Source organism: Aminobacter sp. GW821-FHT11F06 (assembly GCF_058808215.1).
Genome location: NZ_JBXARL010000003.1, coordinates 310,449 through 326,549, shown reverse-complemented (window position 1 = coordinate 326,549; position 16,101 = coordinate 310,449). Strand labels below are relative to the sequence as shown.

Annotated in this window: 14 protein-coding genes; 10 read left to right on the top strand and 4 right to left on the bottom strand. The window is 62.0% G+C overall.

Features of this window, described 5'->3' with window-relative positions; translation table 11 throughout:
• Positions 1–212 precede the first annotated feature (212 nt).
• Both AC1RTB_RS09430 and AC1RTB_RS09425 read left to right on the top strand, forming a co-directional pair.
• A complete protein-coding gene (locus AC1RTB_RS09430) occupies positions 213–569 on the top strand; it encodes a hypothetical protein (protein ID WP_492877657.1) in 357 nt (118 codons plus the stop codon).
• Entirely contained in the window at positions 566–1,069 is a 504-nt protein-coding gene (locus AC1RTB_RS09425; protein WP_492877659.1) for a hypothetical protein, read from the top strand. The genes AC1RTB_RS09430 and AC1RTB_RS09425 overlap by 4 nt, the downstream gene beginning before the upstream one ends.
• Before the next feature lie 177 nt (positions 1,070–1,246).
• Here the strand turns inward: AC1RTB_RS09425 and choV are convergent, their stop codons facing one another.
• From choV to choX, 3 genes are all read right to left on the bottom strand, one after another.
• Positions 1,247–2,428, bottom strand: coding sequence for a choline ABC transporter ATP-binding protein (gene choV / locus AC1RTB_RS09420; RefSeq protein ID WP_492877661.1), 1,182 nt, complete (start codon positions 2,426–2,428; stop codon positions 1,247–1,249).
• Positions 2,425–3,279: a choline ABC transporter permease subunit gene (gene choW / locus AC1RTB_RS09415; RefSeq protein WP_492877662.1), complete on the bottom strand. Its 855-nt coding sequence runs from the start codon at positions 3,277–3,279 to the stop codon at positions 2,425–2,427. The genes choV and choW overlap by 4 nt, the downstream gene beginning before the upstream one ends.
• Positions 3,280–3,470: 191 nt before the next feature.
• Positions 3,471–4,406 carry a choline ABC transporter substrate-binding protein gene (gene choX, locus AC1RTB_RS09410; protein WP_492877663.1) on the bottom strand — a complete coding sequence of 312 codons (936 nt, stop codon included), beginning with the start codon at positions 4,404–4,406 and terminating at the stop codon, positions 3,471–3,473.
• A gap of 214 nt (positions 4,407–4,620) precedes the next feature.
• Between choX and AC1RTB_RS09405 the strand changes: the two genes are divergently transcribed.
• The 8 genes from AC1RTB_RS09405 to AC1RTB_RS09370 all read left to right on the top strand — a co-directional run bounded on the left by AC1RTB_RS09405 (position 4,621) and on the right by AC1RTB_RS09370 (position 14,792).
• Complete coding sequence (locus AC1RTB_RS09405) at positions 4,621–5,235, top strand: thymidine kinase (protein ID WP_492877665.1); 615 nt, start codon at positions 4,621–4,623, stop codon at positions 5,233–5,235.
• Positions 5,236–5,340: 105 nt separating this feature from the next.
• A complete protein-coding gene (locus AC1RTB_RS09400; protein WP_492877666.1) occupies positions 5,341–6,429 on the top strand; it encodes a hypothetical protein in 1,089 nt (362 codons plus the stop codon).
• A gap of 223 nt (positions 6,430–6,652) precedes the next feature.
• Positions 6,653–7,801 carry a hypothetical protein gene (locus AC1RTB_RS09395; protein WP_492877668.1) on the top strand — a complete coding sequence of 383 codons (1,149 nt, stop codon included), beginning with the start codon at positions 6,653–6,655 and terminating at the stop codon, positions 7,799–7,801.
• A gap of 176 nt (positions 7,802–7,977) precedes the next feature.
• Positions 7,978–9,888: an AAA family ATPase gene (locus tag AC1RTB_RS09390; RefSeq protein WP_492877670.1), complete on the top strand. Its 1,911-nt coding sequence runs from the start codon at positions 7,978–7,980 to the stop codon at positions 9,886–9,888.
• 60 nt (positions 9,889–9,948) lie between these two features.
• Positions 9,949–10,365, top strand: coding sequence for an endonuclease domain-containing protein (locus AC1RTB_RS09385; protein WP_492877672.1), 417 nt, complete (start codon positions 9,949–9,951; stop codon positions 10,363–10,365).
• Between the two features lie 65 nt (positions 10,366–10,430).
• Complete coding sequence (locus AC1RTB_RS09380; protein WP_492877673.1) at positions 10,431–11,717, top strand: DUF6638 family protein; 1,287 nt, start codon at positions 10,431–10,433, stop codon at positions 11,715–11,717.
• A 12-nt stretch (positions 11,718–11,729) separates the two neighbouring features.
• Positions 11,730–12,854 (top strand): DUF2333 family protein, encoded by a 1,125-nt coding sequence (locus AC1RTB_RS09375; RefSeq protein WP_492877675.1) that lies wholly within the window; start codon positions 11,730–11,732, stop codon positions 12,852–12,854.
• 258 nt (positions 12,855–13,112) lie between these two features.
• Complete coding sequence (locus AC1RTB_RS09370) at positions 13,113–14,792, top strand: formate--tetrahydrofolate ligase (RefSeq protein WP_492877677.1); 1,680 nt, start codon at positions 13,113–13,115, stop codon at positions 14,790–14,792.
• 62 nt (positions 14,793–14,854) lie between these two features.
• Here the strand turns inward: AC1RTB_RS09370 and AC1RTB_RS09365 are convergent, their stop codons facing one another.
• Positions 14,855–15,976, bottom strand: coding sequence for an acyl-CoA dehydrogenase family protein (locus AC1RTB_RS09365; protein ID WP_492878182.1), 1,122 nt, complete (start codon positions 15,974–15,976; stop codon positions 14,855–14,857).
• Positions 15,977–16,101: the final 125 nt, after the last annotated feature.

Genomic DNA, 16,101 nt, shown 5'->3' with positions numbered 1-16,101 from the left:
CAGTCCGCATCTGTTCGCCCCACGCCAAGACGACCGCCCTTGGGCCGTCGTAGAGCGGTGCCGTGGCGGACCGATGCATCCGACGGGCGGGGGCGCTCTTCGAACGCATATGTGGCCGGCCATCGCCGGACCGTCGACTGGGCAGAGTCGACGGTCCGCGCATGGCCCGTATCCACGGAGTTCGCGCCAACTCCAGCGAAATCGAGAGATCCATGAACAGAGCAATTGCATTGATCCTGTGCGGCGTGCTTGCCGCCTGCAGCCAGACCACAACGACCACCAGCACAAGCCGGACTGCCGGCGCTCCGAAGGTGGCGGCAGCGCCGGGGACCAAGGCCAAGAAGCAGACGGCCGAGCAGCGCTGCAACGAAGCGATGCAGAAAGCGGCGAAAGCGCAGACCAACGCGGCCATGCTTGGCGGCGCCTTGTCGATGGTTGGCGGTTTCGGCGGCTTTGCCGGCAGTGGCGGCGCGGTGGTGGCCCAGGCCGCCTCGGTCGGTGGTTCGCTGATGCAAGCCAAGGCGCAGACCGACACCGACAAGGCGCTTGAAGCGGAGTGCATGGGATGAGCTTTTTTCTCAAACGCACCGTAGCCGGCGGCCTGCTGGCGGCGAGCCTGGCACTTGGTGCCTTCGTCCTGCCTGCCCGGGCATTGACGATGGATGAGGTCGGCAAGGTGGTAAAGCTGTTGGGCGAACTGGAGCCCGATCTCGGCCGCCTCGCCTATGACGAAGAAGAAGCCGACCAGTGGTTCGACGACGATGCCGGGCTTGAAGGCCGCATCGCCAAGGCCGGCTTCAGCCGCGAAAGCTGGAAAGAAGCGCTCGACGCCACCTTCCGGGGCTATCTCGCAACGATTCCCGCCGACCGGCTCGAAGCGGCATTTTCGGGCCTGACGGAACGACTTGAAATCAGCGACCTGAATGCCGAGCAAAAAGCCGAAATGCGCAGCTTCGTCGAGACCAAGATCGCCGAGACCCGGGCGCGGCGCGCCGAAGGCCTGCAATATGTCGATGTTGTGCAGCCTTATGCAGCCAGGCTGAACGACTTGCTGGGCGATGGAGAGTGAGGCAGCCTCCCTTCTCCCCTTGTGGGAGAAGGTGCCTGAACAAAGTGAAGGCGGATGAGGGGTGTTGGACGGAGTGCGACACATGACGCCTGCTGAAAGGTGATTGCGCTCCGGCCAACACCCCTCATCCGTCGCCTGCGGCGACACCTTCTCCCACAAGGGGAGAAGGAAGAATCGCTACCGCCTCAGCACCGCCGACAGCACGTCGCGGATGCCGATGGCGCCGACGAAGCGCGACTGGTCGTCGAACAGCGCCACAGGCGATGTCTGCGAGCGGTGCATGGCAAGCATCACCAGCTTGAGCGAGGTGCCGGGCTTGGCCCAGAAGACATGCGAGGCCTCGTCGGACGATTTTTCGACTTCGTCGACGGAAATCCAGACGGCTGGCTGGCCGTTGCGCTCGGCGGCTGCGACAAGACCTTGCCCGTCGATCTTGAAGCGCGTCGTCTTGCGTCGGTCGAGCCAGAGCCAGCCCTCGCCGGCATCCTCCAGATCGCGGCGGTCGCGCATGACATTCCACGCCGTCAGCACCGACAGCGGGTTCACATTGGCGATGAAGTCGCGGACGTAATCATTGGCCGGGCGCAGCACGATGTCTTCGGGCGGGCCGGACTGGACGATGCGGCCACCCTCCATGATGGTGATGGTGTTGCCGATCTTGAGTGCTTCCTCGAGATCGTGGCTGACGAAGATGATGGTCTTCTTCAGCGTCTTCTGCAGTTGCAGCAGTTCGTCCTGGAGCTTTGTCCTGATCAGCGGATCAAGCGCCGAGAACGGCTCGTCCATCAAAAGGATCGGCGCTTCGGTGGCGAAGGCGCGCGCCAGGCCGACGCGCTGCTGCATGCCGCCGGACAGTTCATGGGCATATTTCTTGGCCCACGGCGTCAGATTGACGAGTTCGAGTTGCTTGCCGACCTTTAACTTGCGCTCGGCTTCCGGCATGCCGGCGAGTTCGAGGCCAAGGCCGACATTTTCCTCGACTGTGCGCCAGGGCAAAAGGCCAAATTGCTGGAACACCATGGCGACCTGATGCTGGCGCAGGCGGCGAAGCGTCGCCTCGTCGCAGGAAACCACGTCGACCATCTTGTCGCCGTCCTTGACCATGACCTGGCCGCGCGAAACGATATTGAGGCGGTTGACGGCGCGCAACAGCGTCGACTTGCCCGAGCCCGACAGGCCCATCAGCACCGAAATCTCGCCCTCATTGACGGTGAGGTTGGCGCCCGCGCAGCCCAGCACATTGCCGGTCTTTTCGAGGATTTCGGCGCGCGTGGCGCCGCTGTCGATCAGGCTGAGCGAGCCTTTTGTGTCGGTGCCGAAAACGATATCGACATTCCTGAAATCGACGGCGACGTTCATTTCTTGCCTCCCACGCCAATGCGCGTCATCCGGTCGAGAACGATAGCCAGCACAACGATGGCGAGGCCCGCTTCAAGTCCGAGATCGATCTTGCGCGAGCCGAGCGCCCGGTTGATTTCCGTGCCGAGGCCGCCAGCACCGATCAGCGCGGCGAAGACCACCATCGACAGCGACAGCATGATGCATTGGGTAAGCCCCGCCATGATGGTGGGCAGAGCCGCCGGCAGTTCGACCTTCCACAGAAGCTGGCGCTTGGTGGCGCCGAAGGCCTGGCCGGCCTCGATGATCGATGTCGGCACCGAGACGACGCCGAGATGGGTCAGGCGCACGGCGGTGGGGATGACGAAGATGATGGTGACGATGAGGCCCGGCGCGTTGCCGAGGCCGAACAGGGTGAGCACCGGGATCAGGTAGACGAAGGTCGGCAGCGTCTGCATCAGGTCGAGCACCGGCAGCATGATGCGGTAGACCTTGGGCTTGTGCGCGGCCCAGATGCCAAGCGGCACGCCGATCAGCATCGAGGCGGTGGCGGCGGCGACAACCAGCACCAGCGTTTCGACCGTTTGTTTCCACAGGCCCTGATTGATGATGAACAAAAGGCCGAGCGCCACGGCAATCGCCAGCGCCCGCGAGCGCTGCAGATACCAGGCGAGAGCCGCGATCAGCGCGACCGCCACGACCGGCGGCAGGAACAAGAGCCCGTCGACCAGCCCGTTGAGCAGGAAGTTGAGGCCGTTGGAGAAACCACGGAAGACAGTGTTGAAATTGTCGGTGAGGAAGGTGAAGAACGCCTTGCCCCAGGCGCCGATGGGGATCTTGTAGGCTGCAAGAAATTTCGAAATCGGATCCATGTCGCCCCCTCGCGCTATCTGGAAAGGCGATTGCGCCGCCCCTCACCCTTACCCTCTCCCCGTAAGAACGGGGCGAGGGAGTCGTCAGCGTCGCGACAGCCCCCTTCTCCCCGTTCTGAACGGGGAGAAGGTGCCGGCCCTTCGATAGACTCAGGGTCGGATGAGGGCTACGCGACGCCGACCATTTGGTTTTAGCTACCGAGAGCCGTCTTCACCGCAGCCGCAGCATCGCCGCCGTCGAAGGTGGTCACGCCGGCGAGCCAAGGCGTGACGGCATCCGCATTGGCCTTGAGCCAAGTTGTGGCAACGTCGTTGGCATTGCCGCCCTTGAGGATGCCGTCCATCATGGTGCCTTCCATCGCCAGGTTGAACTTGAGGTTAGCGAGGAACTTGCCGACATTCGGACATTCGGCGACGTAGCCCTTGCGCACATTGGTGCTGACGGTGGCCGCACCAAAGCCAGAGTCGCCCATCCCGTCGAGATAGGTGATCTTCATCGCGCCCATCACAGGATGCGGCGTCCAGCCGAGGAAGGCTATCCATTCATTGGACTTCATCGCCTGCTCGGCCTGGGTCAGCATGCCGGCCTCGGACGACTCGACAAGTTCGAAACCTTCGAGATTGTCGGCCGGGTTCTTGATCATGTCGAGGATGATGCGGTTACCGTCATTGCCGGCTTCGATGCCGTAGATCTTGCCGTTGAACTTGTCCTTGAACTTGCCCAGATCGGTCAGCGTCTTGACGCCGGCGTCCGCGACATAGGTCGGCACGACGATGCCGTAGCCGGCGCCGGACAGGTTTTCGCCGATGGTCTCGACCGAGCCGTCGGCGGTGTAGTCCTTGATGTCGTTGGTCATCGACGGCATCCAGTTGCCGAGGAAGACGTCAAGATCCTTGTTCTTCAGCGAGGCATAGGTGACTGGAACCGACAGCTGGATGACCTGCGGCTCGTAGCCGAGTGCCGTGAGCAGCACCGAAGCGACGCCTGTGGTTGCCTGGATGTCGGTCCAGCCGACGTCGGAAAGCCGTACCACCTTGCAGCTTTCCGCATCGGCGGCGAAGGCAGCGCCGGTCGAAAGAAACGTCGACACGCCGATTGCGACGGCGAGTGATTTCATGCGCGACATATAGATTTCTCCCATTCGGTATTTGATGGCAACGCGTTAATGTTGTTGTTCGTCTTTGTCGCGAGCCAAACACCATTTTCCTTTGGATTCAAGTGACATGACCCAACGACAGACGCCGCAGGCTGATCCATCAGCGACATCGCACCTATTTTTTGCGGTGGATGGCGACGCAGGCACCTCCCCAGCGCCGGCAGCTTCGGAATAGAAGGGCGACATGGCCAAGCTTTATTTCCACTACGCCACGATGAACGCCGGCAAGACGACGATGCTTTTGCAGGCGTCCTACAACTACCGCGAGCGCGGCATGACGACGATGCTGTTCATCGCTGGTCATTATCGCAAGGGCGACACCGGCTTCATCTCCTCACGCATCGGGTTGGAAGCCGAGGCCGAGATTTTCCGTGACGGCGACGATCTCTTCGCCCGCATCGCCGAGCACCATGAGCATACGACCGTTCACTGCGTCTTCGTCGACGAAGCGCAGTTCCTGGAAGAAGAACAGGTCTGGCAGCTGGCGCGGGTTGCCGACCGGCTGAATATTCCCGTCATGTGCTACGGGCTGCGCACCGACTTCCAGGGCAATCTCTTCACCGGCTCGCGCGCGCTTTTGGCCATCGCCGACGAGCTGCGCGAGGTGCGCAGCATCTGCCGCTGCGGGCGCAAGGCAACGATGGTGGTTCGGCTCGGCGAAGACGGCAAGGTCGCCCGCCAGGGCGAGCAAGTGGCGATCGGCAAGGACGTCTATGTCTCGTTGTGCCGGCGCCACTGGGAAGAAGAGATGGGCCGTGCCCAGCCCGACGACTTCATCGGATTTGCCGCGCGGAGCTAAGTAGCTTCGCCTTATATATTTCGGCGAGGTGGTTGCGTCTTTCAATCGAAAGATGCGCCACATATATTCGCCCCCACTATCGCGCATTCGACACCGGAGGAACGTATGGCTACGCTACAGAATTTCGATGCCGAAATCGCCAAGACCCAGCAGGTCGTGCAGGACATGCGCTCCAAGATCGAGCAATCGGGAACCGTGCTCGACAAGATCGCCACGACAGACGCCAAGATCGGCGCGGCCGACTTCGACATCGAAAATGCCCGCATCCAGGACGTGCTCAAGCAGCAGAAGGTGATGGAAGGCAACATCGCCGACCTGATCATCGGGCTTGAGGACGCAACCAATGTGTTCGGCACCGAATTCGAGAGCATGAAGAGCTTCACCGGCTGGGAAACCTTCGTCGGCATCTTTTCGGCCGCGAGCAAGCAGCGCATGCGCACCGACCGCGTGCGCAACATGTCGCTGGCCGGCAATCTGCAGGAGCTACTGGTCAAGTCCGACACCATCGTCGGCATCCTGAAAGCGCAGAAGCAGGTGCTCGACGAACGCTACAAGACCTCGGAGACCAGCCTTTCCCAGGTCATCGAGCGGCGCAAGACGACGATGACCAATCTCGAAGCGACGCAAAAGCGCATCGAGGAACTGAACCCGCTTCTGCTCGACATCGAAAACAAGATCGCGGCGTCGACCAGCCAGAAGGAGCGCGCCAATCTCGAATCCGAGCGCTCCAAGCTCGCCACCGAATATAATGAGAAGCAGGCCAAGGAGCAGGAGCTTCTGGCCGAGAGCCAGACGCTCGAACGCTACACCTCGATGTTCCAGACCTTCGTCGATTCGCTGAACAACCAGATCGCGGCGCAGAACACGCTGATCAACAAGCTGACCATCGATACAGAACAGCGCATCGTGCTCTACAAGGCGCTCGAGGATTCGCTGAAGACGGCAGCCCAGCAGGACGTTGCCCACAAGATCAACACGCTGGGCTCGAAGGTCGACAACACCGCCGAAGAGACCATGGCCGGCATTGGCGCCGCAGCCCAAAAGCACATTGGCGACCTGCTCGAACTGCACGAGAAGAACATGGTCGCGACCGCCGACATCCAGCGCCGCAAGAAGCTCGCCGACGACGCCTTCGCCCGCCGCTTCGACGACGTGCTGAAGAAGCACAACGCTTCGGACTATGTGCAGTCGTAACTAGGCCAGCCAGGTTAATGCTGCGCCCTGTCGCGCCCCCCTCTGGCCTGCCGGCCATCTCCCCCACAAGGGGGGAGATCATGCGGTGGCACGGACTTCGCCAATTTTCGGCGATGAAATTTGGGTGGCAGCGGACACGACAGCTAATCTCCCCACCTGTGGGAGAGATGGCCGGCAGGCCAGAGGGGGGCAACGTCGAGCCCATGCATTCAAGGTTTCGCCCATGACCCCCACCGACGACCCAGCCGTCCGCTATTTCGACGCGATTGCGGCAGCGCTGAGCGGGCTTGAAATCTTCATGCGCGACGATCGCTCGCCGCTTTACCGGCATGGCATCGTCGCCAAGGTCGCGGCTGAATACATCGCGCGGCTGGAGCGCTCCTTCGCCTGCTGGCGCAACCGGCTTGGCTTCATGGAGACGTTCAAGATTTCCCGCGCCGAAAGCGGCTTTCCGGTCTTCCAGAACGTACTGGAGCTTGAAAACGACCGCCGCACTGCCGCCCAGCGCCTTGCCAGCATTCCGCCGCCCGGCGAATTGCGCGAGGAGATGGCCGACTTCATCTTGCGCCACAAGGAATTTCCAGAGGCGCTGCAGCGCTCGATGGCCGAGCGGCTCTACCTCGAAGACGTCAAGGATGGCGTGACCTTCAGCCCCTTCATCCTGGCGCAGACGGCCAAGGTATCGGTCAACCCGAAGTCGATGCGGCCTTATTACCTCGTCCACTGGGGCAGCTTCGACGGCACCGCCAACCTGCCGCTGATCTACATGGCGACTGTGGAGGATTCCTCCGAGGCGATGGTCGACCAGCTTGTCGACACCAAGACCGGCAAGCTGAATGAGAAGATCGACATCCCCCTGCCCGTCGATGGTTTGCTCAACCCCGACCTCGCGCATCGCTTCGACGATTTTACCGAGAAGAACTCGGCCTACAGCCTCTCCCCGCTGACGGTCGCGACCAATCTCGACAAGGATTTTCCCGAACTGCATCCCAAGCAGCTTCGGCGCATGGTGCTCGGCCCGTTCTATTCAGCTGGCATCACCGAGCACAATTCGACCGTCAGCGAGGTGTTGTCCAAGGTGCGCAAGGCGGACAACGCCTGGCTGCTCACCTGGACCATCCAGGAGGTCTACTCGAAGGCCGAGAAGCCGGGGCGCAAGGGCCTGTGGTCGAGCGAGCCGGCGAGCGAGGAATTCTTCATCAACACCGACGATCTCGAAGCCGCGCGCCAGGGCGTGTCGAGCTACGAGAAGCATGCGCTCATTCCGCACGAAGCCTACCAGGCGCTCTACGCGGCGGGCGAAGCCGACAAGATTTTCGCGGGCTACAAGGTCCACATCCTGTCCAAGGGACAGGTGATCTCGGATGTTTAGGACGATCTTGTCCAAGGGCAGAACTGCTCCTCACCCTTACCCTCTCCCCGTAAGAACAGGGAGAGGGAGTCGTCGGCGTTGCGGCCAGCCTCCTTCTCCCCGTTCTTACGGGGAGAAGGTCCGGCAGGGGATGAGGGGCAGCGCCAACGTTCCCCAGAGCAAGCAAGGTAGCTGACATGGACACCGGCCTGACCACCATCCCGGAAGCCGACATCGAAAAGCACCGCGCCACCGCGCAGAGCTTCATCACCCGTATCGTCGTGCTTGAGGATTCCTCCAGTCAGTCGGGCACGGCCTTGGCCGGCACCAACCGCCGCTTTGTCTCCACCGTGTCGACGGGCTCGATCCGCAAGACGCGCGAGGTCGAGCTGCAAAAGACAGTCGGCGCGATCCGCCCCGACGACCAGCTGATGTCGATCCCCCAGCACACGCTGCTGTTTCGCGCCCGGCGCGGCATCGCGGTGGCGCTTGCCGTTTCGGACGTCTTTTCGCGCTCGACCGACCTCGAAGCGCTGCAGGCCAAGAACGCGCGCGCACCGCTGGAGGGCGACGAGGCCACGCATTTCAAGAAGCTGCTTTCCGCCTCGGCCTATGTCGCGGCATTCTCGCTTGCCTCTTATCTCGCCCAGCTGATCGACAGTGACGGCGAGGCGCCCAACGATGTCGCCGAACCGGACTTCTTGTTCGACACGCCGCAGGACGCGGTAAAGTCGATCGTCTCGGGCCTCGACAGGGCGCTTGTCGGCGCCAAGGATGACGCTGACCTTTTGACGCGCGCCCGCGCCTTTGTCCGCGTCTCGATCGAAGGACTTTTGCAGCGCAAGGGCCGTTTCGACGGGCTCGGCGCTTTCGAAAACGCCCATATCCGTATCGACGCCGACGACTTCACTCTCGACGGCTTCGACGTCGCACCCGGCAAGAAGTCGAAACCGCTGGTGATGACCTTCAAGAAGCCCGAGGAGGTCGTTGGCAACCATATCGCCAAGTTCCAGTCGGTCAGGCTCGCCAAGATGCTGATGGCCTATGATTTCGACCGCGAGATGAACCCGTTCGTCGAGCTCGGCGGCTTCCTGTTCACCTTCATTGGCGACGGCGCGCCGGGCACCGGCAAGACCACGCTGATCCAGATGATCGCGGGCCTGGTCAACGGCTATTGCCAGGTCGCCGGCTACGCTTTCGCCTACGAGAATTTCGGCGTCGACCAGATCTCGTCCTACCAGGGCAAATCGGGGCAGAACTGCCGCCAGTTCATCAACAACGTGCTCAACCCGCGCGCCATCGGCTTCGGCACCATTGACGACATCGACCAGGTGGCGGCCAAGCGCTCCGACGACCGCGCCTCCGCCGGCCAGCAGGAAATCACCGGCGTCCTGATGGATGCGTTTGCCGGCGCCGGTACCGTGGTGCGCGGCAACTGCTCGTTCGGCATGTTTTCCAACTATCCCGAAAACGTCGACGATGCGCTGCGCCAGCGCGCCGGCGCACGCTGGCTGGTCGACGGGCCGCAGACCCGCGACGACTATATCGACATCTTCGTCCTGCTTGCCGGCAAGAACCACAAGATCCCGCTCGGCGAACATCAGCTCTACGCCGCGCAGGAAATCCAGCGCGCCGTGACCGAGGCCTATGAGGAGCACACCAAGCCGCAGGAAGACGGACTGATGAAGGTTTTCGAGCGCTTCATGAAGGACAATGGCGCGCCCAAGACGCTGGCCGATGTCGGCACCTATCTGCACATGATCAAGGAAGCCGAGCCGCGCTTCACCGGCCGCGCCATCAAGAACGTCACCGACGCGATCAAGATGCGCGCTATGGACATCGAGCTGCCGGACCAGTGGTTCGAAAGGCCCGAGGCCTTCATGCACAAGGGCTACGATGAGAAGAAAGCGATGATCGAGGAACTGCGCGGACCGTTCTCGATGGACATGGTGATGCAGGAGATCAACCGCTACGCCGACTCCGAGTTCCGCTACGCCGACAAGTCCGACGATGCCGCGGTGTCGAAGCTCCTGCGCGACGCAAGGCTGCGCGAGCGCGCGGCCCGCGAGATGGCGGAGTTGCAGAAGAAGGGGCTGTGGAATGCGTGACCCTTCCTTCTCCCCGTTTACGGGGAGAAGGTGCCCGAAGGGCGGATGAGGGGCAGCGCTATGCGTGGCGGCAATGAAAACAAGGTCACAAGGGCAAGACAACTTCGCAAGACGGAGAACGACGCCGAGGAAATGCTATGGCACGAACTGCGTGGGCGACGACTGAATGGCCATAAGTTTGTCCGGCAATTGCCGATCGGCCCGTTCTTTGCTGATTTCGCCTGCCGCGAAGCCAATCTGGTTGTCGAAGTGGACGGGAGCCAGCATGCTGGCAGTAGCACCGATCGCTTTCGCGACGAGACTATGAACCGAAATGGCTGGTCGGTACTTCGGATCTGGCATGCAGACGTTTTGCGGGATCGACGCCCTGTTTTGGAAACGATTGTTGCCGCGCTTGACGGAAGGCTGGATCACAAGGTGACATCGCACGAGATCAAATTCCTTCCCGCCACGTCCAACGGAGGTGGAAATTCGTGAACGTTTTAGCTGCCCCTCATCCGCCCTTCGGGCACCCTCTCCCCGTGAACGGGGAGAAGGCATAGATGGACCTCCTCCGCGACAACGAACTGATCTACGGCAGGCTTTTGCCGGTCGACGAGCCGCACCTTATCGACCGTTACAACAAGGCGCTGAAGGCGTTCGGGTTGGAGCCGACGAAGCTCAAGAGCTTCCAGATCGACCGCACCGGCTTTTCGCCCGAGATTGCCGAAGAGCTGGGCGACTACCAGTATCTCGACCCCAACGAGGTCAACCGCCGCTTCATCATCCTGACGCCGTCGCAGATCGACCTGCCTGTCGTGCACACGGCGTTCTCCAACACCTCGCAGTTGCTCTACGAGTTCATGACCAAGAACCAGCGCGCCATCGATGCGCTGACGATCAAGGATGTGATCTACGGCGAGATCGAGGATTCGGTCTCCAAGGTCGAAGACATCGAGGACCTGTTGTCGATCAACCAGGTCGAATTCCGCGTGCTCTCGGCCGAAGACGTGCTCGGCAAGGCAGCCGAACTCGGCAAGCTGGTCGACAGGCTGAGGCAGGAGCCCGATGCCTGGCGCGATGACGCCATGCTTCAGCGCATGGTCGAGCTGGCGAAAGTCTGCGGCGACATCCGCGAGAACGCGCTCGTGCCCGACCAGGTGATCTTCCGCCACAACGCGTTCTGGACCAGCCATTTCGGCGGCGTCTATGTCTTTGTCGATCCCGATGTGACGACAGTCATCTCCGACCCCGCCGCCCCCGGCTTCCGCCGTTCGCGCCCGTGGCAGGTGAGCTACCTCTCGATCAAGGACGCCGACCGCGTCTTCAAGTTCCTGGCCTCGACCGGCCGGCTCGATTTGCCGCGCGCCTCATGGATCGAAAGCTCGGGCTATCTCGAACATCGCGCCGAGATGGCGGTGCGCGCGCTGATCCAGCAGGCCGAACCCAACCGCAACATCGGTGAGGTCGACAAGGTCTGGCTGCAGACGTGGATTCATGGCCATGCCGATGCGATCAACCGCGACGGCAATTTCCCCTTCCTCAACGGCGCCAAGCGCGAGATCGCCCAGCTCGGGCAGTTGCGGCTCGAAGATGTCGCCCCGCTGCATCGCTTCCTGGTGGTGCGCGCCAAGACAGACCATCCCGACGCCTGGCTGACCAACCGGCTGATCTCCGAATTCGTGCCGTCGGATTTTGTGTCGCGCTACGTCTTCAACAAGCAAGGTTTCTACAAAGACTACCAGGAGCTCAACGAGACCTGGCGATCCAATGTTGTGGACACGTTGAAAACCTCATATCTGAAAGACAAGGCGGCGTTCCGCGCACAGCTCTACGGCCTGACCGACTGAGGGGATTTATCCATGCTTGATCCGACAGTGAATTTGTTCACCCGGATATTCCAGCTGATCGGCCGGGGCCTCGGCTTCGTCATCGGCATCTTGTTGCTGCCCTTCGTCTGGGCCTGGCGCTGGTACATCCAGCGCGGCTGGATCCTGAAATCAGTGCTCGGCGCAGTGATCGCTGGCCTTGTGGCGCTCTACGGCTATTTCATCTGGACCACGCAGGTCTGGACCAACTTCAACCCGGACTATGTTGCGGCGCGTAGTTTCGAAAAGCGCAATGTCTCGGCCGGCGAGCAGGTGATGGCCGGTGGCGCCACCGACACCGCCAAGACCTGCGGGCGCTCGGCCATTGCCGACATCTCGGCCGAACTGATCGACTTCAACGTCAATCAGAACGCCTGGATCTCGTCGATGATCCTCTACAAGGTCGGCTTCTTCGGCGTGAACTGGGACAAGACGCCGTTCCTCGACAACAAGGCTTCGTTCCAGCGCGGCATCAACCAGGCGATCCGGCGCACGACGACGGAACTGGCCGACAATCTCGGTCGCGTGCGCGGCACCAGCCAGGTCGATTCCGACCTGCAGGACGCGCGCGGCAACATGCAGTTCGACGAATACACCTGGTATTTCGGCCTGACCCCGTTCGGCCCGAAGACACCGACGCCGAGCTACTACCGCTCGGCGATCAAAAGCCTCAACAATTTCAACGGCCGGTTGGAGAAATGCGAGGCGGTGTTCGACGCCCGCGCCGACAATCTGATCCAGTTCATCGACCGTATCTCCAACGACATCGGCGCCACCTCGGCGATCCTCAAAGACCGCGCCGAAAACTACAATAATGGCTGGTTCGACCCGCGTGCCGACGACCGCTTCTGGTTCGCCTATGGCCAGCTCTACGGCTATTACGGCCTGCTCAAGGCAGCGCATGCCGACTTCGAAGACGTGCTGAAGACGCGCAATCTCGACAATCTGTGGGATACGATGGAGCAGCAGGCGCGCTCGGCCCTCAACATCCAGCCCTTCATCATCTCAAACGGTGCTGAAAATGGCTGGTTCATGCCCTCGCACCTGATCACCATGGGCTTCTACATCCTGCGCGTGCGCTCGAACCTCGTCGAGATCAGCAATGTGCTGAGCAGGTGAGCGAGTGAGGGGAATTGTGAGTAGAGGAGTAGTGAGTAGAAAGTAAGGGCTGAGCTGACACAGGATCGTATTGGTCTATCCCGCCATCATCAGGCGCCGCTACTCACTATTCCCTACTCCCTATTCGCTCCTTCCCCCTGTCGCAATCCGTGCATTGGGCGGCTGTTTTGAGACGGCGGGCGACAGCGATGTCGCGCTTGTATGGCCGCGACAGTGGTGGCCCTCGCGCCATCGGGCAATAATTCCGGAGGAGCCGTCATGGCCGAATTCAAGACCGACATCGAGATAGCGCGTGGCGCGAAGAAGAAGCAGATCCAGGAGATCGGCGCCAAGATCGGCATTCCAACCGAGCACTTGCTGCCATACGGCCATGACAAGGCCAAGGTCTCGGCCGAGTTCATCGCCAATGCGCGCAAGAACAAGGACGGCAAGCTGATCCTGGTCACCGCCATCAACCCGACACCCGCCGGCGAAGGCAAGACCACCACCACGGTCGGCTTGGGCGACGGCCTCAACCGCATCGGCAAAAAGGCCATCGTCTGTATCCGCGAGGCCTCGCTTGGACCCAATTTCGGCGTCAAGGGCGGTGCCGCGGGCGGCGGTTATGCCCAGGTCGTGCCGATGGAGGACATGAACCTCCACTTCACCGGCGACTTCCACGCCATCACCACCGCGCACAACCTTTTGTCGGCGCTGATCGACAACCACATCTACTGGGGCAACGAGCTTGGCATCGACACCCGCCGCGTCGTCTGGCGCCGGGTGATGGACATGAACGACCGGGCGCTGCGCGAGATCAACTGCTCGCTTGGCGGTGTCGCCAACGGTTTTCCACGCGAAGCCGGCTTCGACATCACCGTTGCCTCCGAAGTCATGGCGATCCTGTGCCTGGCCACTGACCTCAAGGACCTGGAAAAGCGCCTCGGCGACATCATCGTGGCCTATCGCCGCGACAAGAGCGCCGTTTATGCCCGCGACCTCAAGGCCGACGGCGCCATGGCGGTGCTGTTGAAAGACGCCATGCAGCCCAACCTGGTGCAGACGCTGGAAAACAACCCGGCCTTTGTCCATGGCGGCCCCTTCGCCAACATTGCCCATGGCTGCAACTCGGTGGTCGCCACCACGACCGCGCTGAAACTCGCCGACTATGTCGTCACTGAAGCCGGCTTCGGTGCTGATTTGGGTGCCGAAAAGTTCTTCGACATCAAGTGCCGCAAGGCTGGCCTCAAGCCCGCCGCAGCGGTCATCGTCGCCACCGTGCGCGCCATGAAGATGAATGGCGGCGTCAAGAAGGAAGACCTCGGCCAGGAGAACATCGAGGCGGTGAAGAAGGGCTGCGCCAATCTTGGCCGCCACATCGAGAATGTGAAGCAGTTCGGCGTGCCGGCGGTGGTGGCGATCAACCACTTCTATTCCGACACCGACGCCGAGATCGCAGCGATGAAGGCCTATGTCGCTTCGATGGGCGAAGAGGCGATCGTGTGCATGCACTGGGCCAAGGGTTCGGCCGGCATCGAGGAACTCGCCCACAAGGTGGTCAAGCTTGCTGAATCGGATGCCTCGCAGTTCTCGCCGCTTTACCCCGACGAGATGAAGCTGTTCGACAAGATCGACACCATCGTCAAGCGCATCTACCGCGGCTCGGAGGCCATCGCCGACAAGTCGGTGCGCGACCAGTTGCATGCCTGGGAAGCCGCCGGCTACGGCCACCTGCCGGTGTGCATGGCCAAGACGCAATATTCGTTTTCGACCGATCCGAACCTGCGCGGCGCCCCCACCGGCCATGTCGTGTCGGTGCGTGAGGTCAGGCTGTCGGCCGGTGCCGGCTTCATCGTCGCCATCTGCGGTGAGATCATGACCATGCCCGGCCTGCCCAGGGCACCATCGTCGGAAAAGATCTTCCTCAACGAGCAGGGCCAGATCGAAGGCCTGTTCTAGGCGTATCGATTGGAAAAAACTCGGCCGCCGCACATCGCGGCGGCCGTACCTTGTGAGCTGCCTCAGAAGATCGCGTTCACCGGCAATCCCAGCGCCATCGCACCGGCATAATGCGCCTGCGGGCCGGCCTGGAGCGGGTGGAAGCGTGCGCCCTGCATGTCGCGGAAGCGGCGTTCGAGCCCCTTCTCGCGGTAGAAGGACGATCCGCCAGCAAGCTCCATCGCCAGCTCGACGACTTCGAGCCCATGACGCGCCACCAGCGAGCGCCCCATCATCACGTCGTTGACGCTTTCAGCCGACGGCGTGTTGCGCTCGACCGTCTCGACCATCGAACGGTGGGCCAGCTGGGCGGCGCGCAAGGCCGTGTCCATCCGTCCGGCGAGGTTGAGCGCGCTTTCGCTTTCGGGCTTCTTCTTCGCGATCTCGATGGCGATGTCGCGCGCGCTTTCGGCGACGCCCAGATAGACGGCGTAGATCAGCGGGAAGGCAACCGTCGCGATGATCTGGAAGACCGGGTGCCATAACCGCGGCTGCCGGGAGAAGCTGACCGCGGTGTCGGGCACAAACAGCCCATCGATGACGACGTCGTTGGAACCGGTGCCGCGCATGCCAAGCGTGCGCCAATTGTCCATGACGCTGACTTCGGGCGCCCGCATCGGCGCACCGAAATGGATGACATGCTCCTTACCGTCTTCGCTTTGGTGGATGGCTCCCGTCATCAGGATGTCGCCGGCGACCGCGCCCGAGGTGAAGACCTTGCGCGCGGTGATGCGGTAGCCGCCCTCGACCTTTTCGGCCGTGCCCGAACCACCGATCCAGTCGGACCCGCCGCTGGACAAAAGGATCAGGTTTTCGGCAGCGACGCGCTTGAGCAGCGGCTCGACGGCGGCGACGTTCTGGTGCCGCCAGCGCCAGGCGGGGATCGCCACCTGATGCGTGTGCATGGCAAAGGCGAGCGCTGTCGAGCCGCAGGCCCGTGCCATGATGCGCAGCATCTCGCAGAGTTCCGCTGTTTCGGCGCCGCCACCGCCGAATTCGAGCGGTACGCCCGCCGCAACGAGGCCAGCCTCTTTCAGAAGCACATAGTTTTCGGCAACGAAGCGGTCGCTTTCGTCGAATTTCTGGGCCCGTTCGGCGAGAGCGGGCGCCAAATCATGCGCGGCACCTATGACGTCGGCCGGCATGACACCTGTCACGCCGGCAATTGCCCGCGCAGAGTTTTCAAGACTTGTCATCAAGTCGTCTCCTGGTTGACCGGCAGGTCGGGTGGGAAGATCGCCCCAGGAAGCGTCGCGGTCCAGTTCAGGAA